This is a genomic window from Trichocoleus sp. ST-U1, from assembly GCF_039961835.1.
Lineage (GTDB): Bacteria > Cyanobacteriota > Cyanobacteriia > Cyanobacteriales > FACHB-T130 > FACHB-T130.
In genome coordinates this window covers 93903-108115 of the sequence record NZ_JAMPJZ010000006.1, presented here as the reverse complement: position 1 = coordinate 108115, position 14213 = coordinate 93903, and the positions used below count along the sequence as shown (strand labels likewise).

The window sequence follows — 14213 nt, the reverse complement described above, 5'->3', positions numbered from 1 at the left end:
GTAAAATTTCTTTAGAGATATTCGTTATATAACAAGCAACAGTCAATAAAAAGCGTCTTCCCGTACAAGCTCAAATTTCACGAAAAAAAATATTTAACTGTTTTGGCTCACTCTCATTAAAGCTTTTGACACCTACTATGTATTCAAGAGGAGGAACCATCTTTGTCTGATTCCTATCGCGTTGCCATTCTGGGAGCAACGGGTGCGGTGGGTACGGAGTTGCTAGAACTCCTAGAATCCCGTAACTTTCCGGTTGCTGAGTTGAAACTCTTGGCTTCTCCCCGTTCCGCCGGTCGAACTTTGCAATTTTTAGGCGAAGATTTGCCTGTAGAGGCAGTGGGCGATCGCTCGTTTGATAATGTGGATGTCGTGCTAGCTTCTGCTGGTGGCTCTACTTCTAAAGCTTGGGCATCGAAAGCAGTAGACGCTGGGGCAGTGGTGATTGATAACTCCAGCGCCTTTCGACTCGATCCTGGGGTGCCTCTCGTGGTTCCAGAGGTAAATCCAGAAGCAGCAGCAACTCATCAAGGAATCATTGCCAATCCCAACTGCACGACGATTTTGTTGGCAGTGGCGGTTTGGCCCCTGCATCAAGTGCAGCCAGTCAAACGCATTGTTGCCGCTACGTACCAATCGGCAAGCGGTGCGGGTGCGAGGGCAATGGAAGAAGTAAAAACCCACACTTCAGCAATTTTACGGGGAGAAGACCCGAAACCAGGCATTTTTCCCTACACCTTAGCGTTTAATTTGTTTCCCCATAATTCCCCGATGACCGATCTGGGTTATTGTGAGGAAGAGCTGAAAATGCTTAACGAGACGCGCAAAATTTTCGGTGCGCCCGATCTGCGAGTGACAGCAACCTGCGTGCGGGTTCCCGTACTCCGCGCCCATTCAGAAGCGATTAACCTAGAATTTGAGCAACCCTTCCCGGTAGCAAAGGCAAAGGAAGTGTTAGCGAATGCTCCTGGCGTTAAGTTGGTCGAAAACTGGCAGACCAATTATTTCCCGATGCCTATTGAAGCCAGCGGTCGGGATGAAGTGTTAGTGGGTCGGATTCGGCAAGATATTTCTCATCCTTGTGGGTTAGAACTGTGGCTGAGTGGAGACCAAATTCGCAAGGGAGCGGCTCTTAATGCCATCCAGATTGCCGAATTATTGGTAGAACGGCATCTACTGAAACCAACAACCCCAGCTTTTTCTAAATAGTTTTTTAAGCGATTTACAACAGTAGGGGGCACAGTCGTTGTGTACCCCTACCAACAAACAACCCATCACAAAACTAATCACGAAAACAGGGAGGAGTTCAAAGAGTGTGGTAAATTTTGGGCGCGTTCTCACCGCAATGGTGACGCCGTTTAAAGAAGATGGCAGTGTGAATTACGCTGTTGCAGAGCAACTGGCGGCTCATTTGGCTCAAAATGGCAGCGATGCCTTAGTAGTATGCGGCACGACGGGGGAATCTCCGACGCTAACTTGGGATGAGGAATACGAGTTATTTCAGGTAGTGCAGCGGGCGGTAGCTGGCAAAGCGAAGGTAATCGCAGGTACGGGGTCAAATTCAACCAAAGAAGCGATCGCAGCCACCGAAAAAGCCGCTAAACTAGGATTAGATGGATCTTTACAAGTTGTTCCCTACTACAACAAGCCCCCGCAAGAAGGGTTGTATCAGCACTTCCTCCGCGTCGCCCAATCCTGCCCAGACCTGCCCCTGATCCTCTACAACATACCCGGTCGCACCGGACAGAATCTCCAGCCAGAAACCGTGACTCGTTTAGCAGAGATTCCGAATATTGTGGCAATAAAGGAGGCCAGTGGCAACTTAGACCAAGCGAGTCAAATTCGACGCACTACCCCCGCAGAGTTTCAGATATACGCTGGGGATGATTCCCTGACGCTGCCTTTATTAGCCATTGGGGCTGCGGGAGTTATTAGCGTTGCCAGCCATCTGGTAGGGACTCAGCTCCAACAGATGATCCAAGCCTTTGAAAACGGTCAACCTCTGGTAGCAACCGAGATTCACCTGAAACTTTTTCCCTTATTTAAAGTTTTGTTTTGTTCAACCAATCCTATTCCCGTCAAAGCGGCTCTACAACTGCAAGGTTGGAATGTAGGTGCCACTCGTCCACCACTGTGCCATCTCTCAGAGTCAGATAGGCAAATGGTAGAGGCTGTAATGACTCAGATGGCTTTGATGTAAGGCGACGGTTTTTTGAAAAACTGAATACGTCCACAAAGGCAAGAGTAGAAAGGCAAACGGCAAAAAAGGACAAAGTAAAAAGACCAAAGACACAACCTTCTCTTTTTACTTGGGGCTTTTTACGTGCCAAAGCTGCCCTATCTTATGCAAATTTTCAACGATTTTGTATTGATTGACATTGATTGACTTAATAGAAGGAAACAAATGACTAAGAACGAAGTATCTGCACCCATCCTGAATAAGAACGAATCATCCGCACCCATCCTAAATAAGAACGAATCATCCGCACCCGCCCTGAAAGTGATTCCCCTGGGCGGGCTGCATGAAATTGGAAAGAATACTTGTGTTTTTGAATACAACGACGAAATTGTTCTATTAGATGCTGGATTGGCTTTCCCTAGCGATTCAATGCACGGCGTTAATATCGTCCTGCCCGATATGACTTATCTGCGAGAAAATCGCCACAAGATTAAGGGCATGATCGTCACCCACGGTCATGAAGACCACATTGGGGGAATTGCATATCACCTCAAACAATTTGATATTCCAGTCATCTATGGTCCCCGCCTTGCAATGGCGTTGCTAGAAGGCAAGTTAGAAGAAGCGGGCGTTTTAAACCGCACCACGCTCAAACGGGTAGGGCCCCGCGACATGGTGCGAATAGGCGCTTCCTTCTTCGTCGAATTTATTCGCAACACTCACTCCATCGCGGATAGCTTTACCGTCGCTATCCATACTCCAGCTGGCGTCGTCATCCATACGGGTGACTTTAAGATTGACCACACACCCGTAGATGGGGAGTTTTTTGATTTACAGAGGCTGGCTGAATACGGCGAAAAAGGCGTTTTATGCCTGATTAGCGATTCTACAAACTCGGAAGTACCAGGGTTTACCCCTTCTGAGCGCTCAGTGTATCCCAATCTCGAGCGCTTTATCAGTCAAGCAAAGGGACGGGTGCTATTGACGACTTTCGCTTCGTCTGTACACCGGATCAATATGGTTTTGGAAATCGCCCAAAAACAGGGACGGGTGGTATCCGTTGTGGGTCGTTCGATGCTGAATGTGATTGCCCAAGCACGCAATTTGGGTTATATCAAGTGTTCGGACAATTTATTTCAACCTTTGCAGTCGATTCATCAGCTGCCTGAAGACAAAGTGCTCGTTCTAACTACAGGTTCGCAGGGGGAGCCAATGTCAGCAATGACGCGAATTGCCAACGGCGAACACCGACAAATTAAAGTCCGTAAGGGTGATACGGTGATCTTCTCGGCAAACCCGATTCCGGGAAATACCGTTGCAGTGGTTAACACCATTGATAAGCTGATGATGCAAGGTGCGAATGTCATCTATGGTCGTGATAAGGGGATTCACGTTTCCGGTCACGGCTGTCAGGAAGACCAAAAGCTAATGATTGCTTTGACTCGTCCGAAATTCTTCTTGCCAGTTCACGGCGAGCATCGGATGTTGATTCAGCACTCCAAGACTGCCCAGAGCATGAGCATCCCTGCGGAAAATATGGTAATTATTGACAATGGGGATGTCGTGGAGGTGTCTGAAGGTGGCATCCGCGTCAAAGGTAAAGTTCCTTCTGGCATTGAGCTGGTAGATAATTCTGGCGTGGTGAAAGCCAATGTGCTGAAGGAACGGCAGCAGTTGGCTGAGGATGGAATTGTCACGATTGCAGCGGCAGTGAACTGGGAAGGCAAACTGAGTGCTAAGCCGGAAGTTCACCTGCGCGGTGTTGTGACATCAATGGAACGCGATCGCCTACAGGGAATTGTCCGCGAAACCCTAGAATCTCTTTTGAGCGATCGCTGGTCAGAATTCGCCCGCACCTTGGATGATGAACTTTTAGAAGTTGACTGGATAGGGCTGCAAACTCAAATGGAGTCTGCCCTCCAGCGATTGATCCGCCGCGAATTCCAGTCTTCTCGCCCGTTGCTCGTCTTCTTACTGCAAACTCCGGAAGAAGAGCCACCTGCGAAGGCTGCGGGAAGACGCCGCCGCCGTTCGACTGCGAAGGTCGCATCCTAATCAGGCAGATAGGGAGCTTGAGGATCGTTAATGTAGGGCGAGCGCACAAAGCTTCCCTAACGCTAGAACAGATAACAGTGCAAAATTGGAGTTGGGAATAAAATTCCCTCAGAACTGGCGATCCTTTCTGGATCGCCAGTTTGAATTTGTGCGCTTAGTGATGGTGCAAAATATCAGCTTCTCGACTCGGTTCTGGTTTTTTAGTCAGTTTAGACTTTCCACCGGGTTTTTTCCCACCACCTTTTAAGCGATCGCGTGCCGTCACAATTACGATATACAGAACTGGCACAATGAATAAACTTAAGACAGTGGAGACAATGGTACCGCCTGCGATCGCAGTTCCTAGAGAACGTCGGCTGGCGGCTCCTGCTCCTTCGGGATTTACCAGAGGAGCAATACCCAAGACAAAGGCGAAAGTAGTCATCAGAATTGGTCGCAAACGCTCTTGGGAAGCTTCAACCACCGCCTTGGTTGCTGACATCCCGCTTTCTCGGAGTTGGTTGGCAAATTCCACAATTAAAATTGCATTTTTACTCGCCAAACCAATCAACATTACTAGACCAATTTGGCAATAAACATCATTAGACAACCCGCGCATCGATTGAGCTAACAATGCCCCTAAAATTGCCAGCGGAACTGAAAGCAGAATAATGAAGGGGTCAACATAATTTTCATACTGAGCAGCCAGCACCAAGAACACAAAAATAAGTCCCAAACCAAAAATTATTGGTGCTTGACCGCCAGACTCAATTTCTTCTAGTGAAGTCCCCGACCATTCATAACCTAAGCCAGCTGGTAAAACCTCTTTGGATACCTGCTCCATTGTCTTAATTGCTTGTCCTGAGCTATAGCCAGGAGCAGCAGAACCAGTGATTTCAATGGAGCGATATAGATTGTAGTGATTAATAGTTTGCGCTCCAGTCGTTGGAGTAACTTTTACCAAATTGCTCAAAGGAATCATCTGATTTTGTTGGGAGCGGACGTACAGATTACCAATATTTTCCGGGTTAGAGCGAAACTGTTTGTCTGCTTGCACGTACACCCGATAATTTCTTTGCTGTAAATTGAAATCATTTACATATTGCGAACCCAAGAATGTTTGCAGTGTATTAAAAATATCGTCTACCGAAACTTGCAACGCCTTAGCTTTGTTGCGGTCAACTTCGATTAGTAGCTGTGGCGTATTTGCGGCAAAAGTGCTAAATACTTGTTGCAATCCAGGTGTCTGGTTAGCACGACCTAATAGTTGACCCATTGACTGAACCAAAGACTCTAGGGGACTATTACCGCGTTGGTCTTGCAACTGATATTGGAAGCCGCCAAAACTGCCCAAACCTTGAATTGATGGAGGATTAACGGGGAAGACTCTTGCTTCGGTGATACCTGATAGCGTACCAAATAAACTGCCAATAATCGCTTGCACTGACTGCTCTTTTTTATGGCGTTCTTCCCAAGGTTTGAGAGTAGTAAATATAATCCCATTGTTAGAAGTATTACCGCTAAAACTAAAGCCACCTACTACGAAAGTTCCGACTACTTCAGGGTTTTTAAGAATTTCTTTTTCTACCTTGTCCATAACTTCGCCTGTATATTGCAGGGAAACGCCTTCTGGCCCTTGGACAAGCGTGATGAAATAACCCTGATCTTCTTCGGGAAGAAACGCTGTAGGTACGCTCAGATAAAGCCAAGCAGTTATTCCCAAAGAAACGATAAACAACCCGACTACGAAGCCTCGAAAGCGTGTCAGGAAGTTAAGCGATCGCTTGTATCCTCGCCGCGTCCAGTCGATCGCTCCATTAATTCGGTCAAAAATCCAGCCAAGCCATCCTCCAGGCTTTTGTCCCTGACGCAATAACAAAGCTGAAAGAGATGGAGTCAATGTAATAGCAATAAAGGTAGAAATAGCAACTGAAAAAGCAATTGTTAATGCAAATTGCTTGTACAGCGCTCCCGTTGTTCCGGGAAAAAATGCAACTGGAACAAACACCGCCATTAGCACCAGTGAAGTTGCAATTAAGGCGCTAAAAAGTTCCCGCATCGCTTCACTTGCAGCTGCACGAGGAGTCATCCCCTTTTGCTGGATCAAGCGATCGATATCCTCAACTACAACGATCGCATCATCAACCACCAAGCCAGTAGCTAATGTAATACCAAACAGAGACAAGCTATTAATCGAAAACCCGAATACCTTGATAAAAGCAAAAGTTCCTATCAAGGAAATGGGAATTGTCACTGCTGGAATCAAAGTTGTTCGCCAATCTTGCAAAAAAACAAAGATAACTAAGACGACCAAAACAATCGCTTCAAATAGTGTTTTAACTACTTCTTTGAGCGATTGTTCAACATACAAAGTTGTGTCAAACGCCACCCGATATTGCAAACCAGGCGGAAAGCGGGTAGCCAGTTTTGCCATTTCTGCTTTCACTGCTCTAGCAACATCCAAAGCATTACTACCGGGAAGCTGAAAAATACCCAAACCTACAGCATCATTGCCTCGAAATCGCAGAAAAGAGCTGTAATTTTCCGCTCCTAATTCTGCTCTCCCCACATCCTTAAGTTTGACAAGCGTGCCGTCAGTATCCGTTTTTAAGACAATTTCCTCAAATTCAGAAGCTTCTGTCAGCCGACTGACTGCACGCAGGTCAATTTGATACATTTGCCCTTCTGGAGCAGGTTCCTGACCAATTCGCCCAGCACCGACTTGTAAGTTCTGTTCTTGGAGTGCGTTGACTACATCTTGAGCCGTTAAACTACGACTAGCAAGCCGATTCGGGTCTAGCCATAAACGCATAGAATATCGGCGTTCGCCGAAAATTTGCACGTCACCAACGCCCTTTAATCTTTTCAGAGAATCTGTTAAATAGAGGTCTGCGTAATTGCTTAAAAATATGTTGTCGTACTCTTTATTTTCGGCGTACAAACCAATTGCTAAGAGGATGTTGCTGGACTGTTTTGTTACCGTGACCCCAGTTTGTTGTACGGCTTGTGGTAGCTGCGGTTGGGCGACGGAAACTCTATTTTGAATATCGACTGCGGCGATATCTTTGTTCCGGGATGAGTCAAAGGTAGCTGTAATTGTACTGGTGCCATCGTTACTACTGCTCGAACTCAGATATTTTAATCCCTCGACTCCATTAATTTGCCTTTCTAAAATGTTGGTCACAGCGTTTTCTACGACTTCAGCACTAGCTCCGCTGTAGTTAGCCGTAACGTTAATTTGAGTCGGGCTAATTTCTGGAAACTGGGCGATAGGTAGAGTGGGAATACTAATTCCTCCCACTAGCAAAATAACTATAGCGCAGACTGTAGCAAAGACTGGTCGCTTAATGAAGAAATCGGCAAACATATTGTTGATAATTGGTAATTGGTAATTAGTGGGTATTAAGTATTAGATATTAGAGATTTGTGGAGAAGATTCTCCATTATCCTACCCATTACCTATTACCCATTACTGATTACTTAGACTCAGGAAGAATGGGAGCGCCATCCGACAAATTCTGAAGGCCTGAGATGATAACTTTTTCTCCTGGTTCTAATCCTTCTAGCACTTGATAGTTATTTTTCTGGATCTGACCCAATTTTACGGGCTTTTGCTTAGCCACAAGTTTGGGTTGTCCTGATTGTTCTGGTTGTCCTGGTTGAGGTTGTTGTGTTTGCGCCACAAAAACAAAAGTTGCTCCACCCAAGCGAGAAATAGCGCTAGTTGGGATTAAAACTCCCGGCCGTTCTTGCCAAATCAAATTAGCTTTGATAAATTGTCCATCCCGCAGTTGTCCTTGTGAATTGTCAAAGCTAGCTTTTGCTTGGATGCTTTGAGAATTGCTCGTTACTCTAGGCGAAATGAAGCTAATTTGACCTGTACCTAGCACCTTTCCTTGAGAATCCTTCCCTTCAACTCTCTGCCCCAAGCGTAAATCTGGCCCTCGTTCTAGCGGGATAGATAACCGCAGGTCTAGCGCTTGGTTTTGAGTAACCGTGGCAATCGTATCGCCACTCTTAACGTAGTCCCCTAACTTGACTGGGATAAGTCCGACAACGCCAGCGATGGGGGCGATAATTGTGGCATCTTTCAGTTCTTCATTGGAAAGATTGGCGTTGGCTTCAGCTTGCCGTACCCCTGCTTGCGCTTCGGAAAGGCTGGCTTGAGCTGCCTGAATGCCTTGGTTGCTAGCATTTAAGGCGGCTTGGGCGGCGCGGATATCGCGGGTAACTTGGTCTAGTTGCGCTCTGGGCAACGCGCCTTGCTGTACGAGGGTGGAAGTGCGGCGGAGGTTTTCCTGTTGTAGTTCCACTTCAGCGACACGAGAAGCCCGTTCTGCTTCTAAGGCTTTAATTTGGGAGGCGGCATTGGCACGGGTGGCGCGGGCGGCGTTAACAGCCTGGAGGACGCCAGCTAATTCTGCTTGTCTCTTTTCGCGGCTGAGTTGGACTAAGGGCTTCCCAGCCGGAACGCGATCGCCTTCAGCAACAAAAATCTGACTCACTCGCCCGTCAATTTCAGGCTTTAATACCACTGAACGTTGCGCTTCTAAAGCACCGACAAACTCGGAACTTTCCTGAATTGTCGCTGTCTCTATCGTTGATAGCTTGACAGGAACTCCTTGAGGTTGACCCGCCGCCGCCGCAGTCGCATTCGGTACATCATTAGCACGGCTATGCCACCACCGCCAACCAAAACCTGCACCGACGATTAAAAGGATAATTCCCAGCGCCACAGACCAACGCTGTCTTTTCCTTGGTTGATACGCAAACTCATCGTTTTCTAGAGCCTGACGATCGTCTGCGATCGCAGACGGTTCTGCGTCAATTGGAACTGGAGACGGGGAATCAGGATCGGGCATTGTCGTTTCCTCTCCTTTTACTTAAGTTTGATAGCAAACCGCTCTACGCTTACAAAGCGGTACTTAAACGACTTTTAACAACGTCGCGATTGGCTTATATAGTTTTCTTAATCGGCTTGCGCTCATCGCCACCCCACCTCAGCCGGATGATTGCGAAAGAGAGACAGCAAGATAATATCTACATATATTAAAATCAAATGCAACAATTAATTGTATCAGTTTGATATAAATGCTGGAATTAGCTACTTTAGGTTTACTACAACGCGAACCGCTACATGGCTACCGCCTAAAACAGCAACTAGAGCTGTTCATGAGTGGTTGTATCAGCGTCAACTATGGAGCTATTTATCCGCTCTTGAAGCGCCTGGAAGAACGGGGTGCAATATCAGTGCTGGTAGAGGAGGAAGGAGAAGCGGGTTCGATCCGCAAGATTTACAGCATTACGGATCGAGGGCGCGAGCGATGGATGCACAAAATGATGGAATATCCCCATGAAAGCTGGGTGAATGCTCGCTCTCGCTTCACGATCAAGTTTTTCTTTTTTGGTCACTTAGAACCTGCCAAACGGATTAAGTTGCTGGAGCATCGCTTGATGGTTTGTCGGCTGCGCCTGGAAAGCCAAGAAAGAGAATCGCTGCCAGCAGAACCTTACCAGGCAGAAGTTTGGCACAGATGTAAAGCAGTGATTCAAAGCGAAATCGAATGGTTGAACGAACGACTGGCGTCTGAACGAAGCGAACCCTCTCTGGGAATTTCGGGGCAAAGCCAGGTAGAGGCGGGAATCATCGCCACTTGAGAGACATCGAATACTGCAATCAAATAATGGCAAAGCCATGTCAAGGGAAATACAGGGGCTATCTGCTTTAGGGCTAAGGAAATCAATTATTTCTGGCAGAATGCACCAATATCAGGCTTAGGGTTCTGCATTTTCAGGTTCTTGCCCCAATTCACAAAAATTCGTTTGCCAAGCACATTCGCAACCCAGTATCCTTCTTAAGGTGCTTGAGCTAAAGAAAAGAAGTTTTTCTAACAGCGCAGACCAAATTCAAAAACTTATGCCAAATTCTAGTCATCCGTTTCACTGGGTAGGAACTGGTTTCATGGCTGTGGGTGCGAGTGCAGCGATCGCCATGAGCTGTGCAAAAGTCAGTGTTGCACAAGAAAAGCCTCCGCTTACTCAGCCAAATCCTACTTCCGCTGAAAGTAAGGGAACCCCGTCGGTTGCCCCTACCCCAGCGCTTCCCGCAATCTCTTCCCAGACGCTAAAGGAAGCCGTTAGCCGAGATGGAGCTAACCCTCCAGACTCAACGGGAGCCAAGACAATTGTTTCCCAGTCGGCTCCAGCACAATCGCCACAAGCACCCGCCACGCTGGAAAGCCTACCCCCTGAATATCTCAACCCCAGCGCTAATCCCCTACAATTTCCGACCAGATCTGAGGAAGTGCAAATTCAAAACTTCCAACGAATTACCCTACAACAAGCTCTGGAGCTGGCACGGCGCAACAATCGGGATTTACAAGTGGCAATTCTTACCCTAGAGCGATCGCGGGCATCCGTGCGAGAATTTCGGGCGGCTGAGTTTCCAACAATCGGCGTAGAATCAAATTTTACTAGGTCAGATTCCCCGAATGCTGAGCTACAAAATCGGCGACAACAGTCATCCCCATTAAACCCATTCTTGGGGAATGACGACGATAATACTGTTTCGACATCCTTTGACACCGGCCTGCAAGTGAGTTACGAACTCTACACCTCCGGGCGGCGCGGGGCACGTATCCGGGCGGCAGAAGAACAGCTGCGATTCGATCAGTTAGAAGTAGAACGCCAGTCCGAGCAACTACGCCTGGATGTCAGCAATGCTTACTACGATCTGCAAGAAGCCGACTCCCAAACTGAGATTTCCCAAGCAGCAGTGACAGATGCCGCCAGGAGTCTCCGGGATGCTCAATTGCTAGAACAAGCTGGACTTGGAACGCGATTTGACGTACTGCGGGCGCAGGTGCAGCTGGCAAATGCCGTGCAGGATCTCACTCGCAGCCGGAGTCAGCAGAGCATTGCCCGCAGGCAATTAACGAGGCTGTTGAGTCTAGGGGAAACCGTTGAGGTGGCGGCAGCAGATGAAATTGAGGTCGCTGGTGAATGGAATCTAACACTAGAACAGAGTATTATCCTCGCCGTGAAGAATCGCGCCGAGCTAGAACAGCTCTTGGCTCGACGGAACATCAGCCAAGAGCAAAGGCGCATTGCCCTAGCGGCAACCAGACCGCAAGTCAACCTCGTTGCCAACTACAGCGTTTTAGGGGTATTAAATGACGATATCGGGCCAGCCGATGGTTTAACCCTGGGGGCGCAATTCCGATGGGATTTTTACGATGGGGGAGCCGCCAGAGCGAGAGCCAGTCAGGAAGAAACGAACATAGCGATCGCTGAAACTCAATTTGCCGACCAGCGCAACCAAATCCGCTTGGAGGTGGAACAAGCTTATTTCAACTTAAGGTCGAATGCTGAGAATATTCAAACTGCCTTTTTTGCCGTTACCCAGGCAGAAGAAAGCTTGCGTCTAGCAGAGTTACGATTTAGATCCGGCGTTGGCACCCAGACAGATGTCATTAGCGCTCAAACCGAGCTAACTCGTGCTAGAGTAAACCGTCTTACCGCGGTTCTGGATTACAATCGCTCTCTGGCAGCTCTCGAACGGGCGATCAGCAATCTCCCAGATAGTCAACTTTTCGATCAGCCCCAATAGGGTGATCAAAGTAAATCGATCCTACGGTGTCTCAAAACACCACTGGCATTTCAGTAGAGATGGGCTTTGCTAAATTTGTATAATTTCTTAAGATTTGTTAATAGAAGCGAGGTGAGTTAAAAGGCGGATGGCTAATATTACATTTGTCAATGAAAATCAAGAAGCGATCGCAGCGGATGGGGCTAACTTAAGAGAAAAAGCCCTCCAGAACGGCATTGATATCTATACCTTTAGGGGAAAGATGATGAACTGCGGGGGCTACGGTCAATGCGGTACCTGCATTGTGGAAATTGTGGAAGGTATGGAAAATCTTTCGCCTCGCACTGAGGTAGAAAATCGCAAACTGAAGAAAAAGCCAGAAACCTATCGCTTAGCTTGTCAAACTCTTGTAAATGGCCCAACAAGTGTGAAAACAAAGCCGCGATAAAAAATTGAAGGTTTATTAACGCAAAGATCGCAAGGATTTCGCAAAGTTACGCAAAGGCAATGAGAAATTCTCTGCCGGACTCTGCGATTCCTTTGCATCCTCTGCGTTTAAGTTTTCTCGCTCTACTGCCTAGAACCATCCTCCTAGCGGCACTAGCTTGAAAAATTCTTGCTTGATCTTTTGATAAATTGGAATCTTCCCGGTTGGATGTGAGCATACCCGGTCGTACCTAAAAAGTCGTACCTAAAAATAAGGGAACATCTTGAGATCGCATCGCATCGTTTCAGAACTTTACCCAACCGATGCACAGCAGCACCAGAAGCGCCGATGATTGGTCGTGAAATTCGGCAATTGTGGGTCGGAAAACTAAGGAAATATCCCATTCTATTTGTGGTCGAACAAGATGTCGTAGCCGTTTTTCATGTTCGGCACAGTCGCCAAGCTTATTTGGGTGACGAGTCTGAGTAAGGTTGTTGCGTAAAATATGCGATCGCTTTTCTCTTTCCTTTAAGAATAAAGCGCGATCGCGAAGGGCCGACCTGTCGGTTCGCTTTTTATATTGGTGAGAGCGCGATCGCCTCAATGTCTGCTCCAGGAGAGCGATCCCACTGTTTAGGGGAAGAGTGCGCGATCGCTATTTTGGCTTCTTGGGATCGCACTCTCCTCAAGACAGACGCCGGATGATATGCTTAAGGGTGGTGCTTTAAAGTTAATTAGAGGCTGGGTTCAATGCAAGTTAACGATCTTGGTTTTGTCGCCAGCATCCTGTTTGTGCTGGTTCCCACAGTTTTCTTGTTGATTCTGTACATCCAAACTGCTAGCCGCGAAAGCAACAAGAATCCTTAATCATCTGTATCGAACAAAATCCCCCCGCTGTAGTACGGACAAGGCTCTTGCCATGTCCTTCTGGCGAGGGGAATTTTTTTATGGTTAGGCTTGGCTTAGGTTTGGCGTTTCTTAGGTAGTCGCCGTGCGGCCTAAGAGAACGGGACAATTTGCATAAACTCGCACGTAGTCGGATAGCGAGGTTCCCAGCAAGCGATCCAAATCTGGTAAACCTTTGGCAATCGAAGGACGGCGATCGGGAGAACCCAGCATTAACAAATCAACATTTGATTCCTCTGCCAAACGACAGATTTCTGGGCCTGCTTTACCATTTCCGGTGACACACTTATAAGAAATGCCTTGTTTTTTAGCGGCAGCGATCGCAGGAGCAAGTACAGGATCTTTTTCAGCGTTAGCGGCTTCTTCAAAACCTGTCCGAGCTTTGTTAACGTGAACCAGAACCAACTGCCCACCCTTTTTATCTCGCAACAGAAACAAAGCCAGATTTAAGCATTGTTGTGCCGATTCTGAGCCGTCCATTGCAACCATGATGCGGTTGATTTTCTTGACGTAAATATCGTCTTTCACCAACAACATTGGGCGGGAAGACAATTGGAAAACATATTGGCTGACCGAATTTTCTAAAATGGATTCCAGGCGCTTCAACCCCCGCGAACCCATAATGATCAAATCAGCATTTATTTCTTCTGCTACCTGGCAAACCGTATCCTTCGGATCGCCCTGCCTCAGCATGGTGTTAACGTGATTTGGGTCTAGGTTCAGAGTCTGGATGGCTGTAGCGAGAATCCTGCCTCCCTCTTCCCACTTTGAAGTCATGGACTCAGTGGTAATTTGAGAAGGAACGACGTGCAAGATAGTGACCGCTGCCCGTTGGATCGAAGGCAGTTCTATCAAAGCCTTGAGCATCTCTTCAGAATGTCCAGTTCCAGAGTCTGCTAACAAAATTTTTTCAATCATCGAAATGCCTCTTTATCAGAAAAAATCGCTCTGTTTTTATTGCTTTCTGACCCAATGAATCGGGAAGTAGATGTTGATGAAAGTGTGATAACTGCTAACAACAGTAACCGATTTATCTGGGAAGTGAGTTTTTCATCATTCAGCATACTTCTGATAGTGACGTT

Annotated in this window: 11 protein-coding genes; 8 read left to right on the top strand and 3 right to left on the bottom strand. The window is 47.3% G+C overall.

Translation table 11 applies throughout. The features are described 5' to 3' along the window. The first annotated feature begins 162 nt into the window (after positions 1–162). The 3 genes from NDA06_RS04350 (at position 163) to NDA06_RS04340 (ending at position 4231) form a co-directional block, all read left to right on the top strand. Positions 163–1206: an aspartate-semialdehyde dehydrogenase gene (locus NDA06_RS04350; RefSeq protein ID WP_190414675.1), complete on the top strand. Its 1044-nt coding sequence runs from the start codon at positions 163–165 to the stop codon at positions 1204–1206. A 106-nt stretch (positions 1207–1312) separates the two neighbouring features. After that, positions 1313–2197, top strand: coding sequence for a 4-hydroxy-tetrahydrodipicolinate synthase (gene dapA / locus NDA06_RS04345; RefSeq protein ID WP_190536533.1), 885 nt, complete (start codon positions 1313–1315; stop codon positions 2195–2197). A gap of 204 nt (positions 2198–2401) precedes the next feature. Then, complete coding sequence (locus tag NDA06_RS04340; RefSeq protein WP_190985596.1) at positions 2402–4231, top strand: ribonuclease J; 1830 nt, start codon at positions 2402–2404, stop codon at positions 4229–4231. A 154-nt stretch (positions 4232–4385) separates the two neighbouring features. On the opposite strand, the gene NDA06_RS04335 is transcribed toward NDA06_RS04340, so the two are convergent. Then, positions 4386–7577 carry an efflux RND transporter permease subunit gene (locus tag NDA06_RS04335; protein WP_190536531.1) on the bottom strand — a complete coding sequence of 1064 codons (3192 nt, stop codon included), beginning with the start codon at positions 7575–7577 and terminating at the stop codon, positions 4386–4388. Between the two features lie 109 nt (positions 7578–7686). Next, a complete protein-coding gene (locus tag NDA06_RS04330; protein WP_190985595.1) occupies positions 7687–9072 on the bottom strand; it encodes an efflux RND transporter periplasmic adaptor subunit in 1386 nt (461 codons plus the stop codon). A gap of 229 nt (positions 9073–9301) precedes the next feature. Between NDA06_RS04330 and NDA06_RS04325 the strand changes: the two genes are divergently transcribed. From NDA06_RS04325 to psbM, 5 genes are all read left to right on the top strand, one after another. After that, complete coding sequence (locus NDA06_RS04325) at positions 9302–9868, top strand: PadR family transcriptional regulator (protein ID WP_190985594.1); 567 nt, start codon at positions 9302–9304, stop codon at positions 9866–9868. A 259-nt stretch (positions 9869–10127) separates the two neighbouring features. After that, the gene (locus NDA06_RS04320) at positions 10128–11819 is read left to right on the top strand and encodes a TolC family protein (RefSeq protein WP_242047432.1); all 1692 of its coding nucleotides are present in this window, start codon (positions 10128–10130) and stop codon (positions 11817–11819) included. Positions 11820–11946: 127 nt separating this feature from the next. Further along, the gene (locus NDA06_RS04315; RefSeq protein WP_190414681.1) at positions 11947–12246 is read left to right on the top strand and encodes a 2Fe-2S iron-sulfur cluster-binding protein; all 300 of its coding nucleotides are present in this window, start codon (positions 11947–11949) and stop codon (positions 12244–12246) included. 327 nt (positions 12247–12573) lie between these two features. After that, positions 12574–12714 (top strand): hypothetical protein, encoded by a 141-nt coding sequence (locus tag NDA06_RS04310; RefSeq protein WP_190985593.1) that lies wholly within the window; start codon positions 12574–12576, stop codon positions 12712–12714. Positions 12715–12975: 261 nt separating this feature from the next. Next, complete coding sequence (gene psbM, locus NDA06_RS04305) at positions 12976–13092, top strand: photosystem II reaction center protein PsbM (RefSeq protein ID WP_190414683.1); 117 nt, start codon at positions 12976–12978, stop codon at positions 13090–13092. 111 nt (positions 13093–13203) lie between these two features. On the opposite strand, the gene NDA06_RS04300 is transcribed toward psbM, so the two are convergent. Continuing rightward, the gene (locus NDA06_RS04300) at positions 13204–14049 is read right to left on the bottom strand and encodes a universal stress protein (RefSeq protein WP_190414684.1); all 846 of its coding nucleotides are present in this window, start codon (positions 14047–14049) and stop codon (positions 13204–13206) included. Positions 14050–14213: the final 164 nt, after the last annotated feature.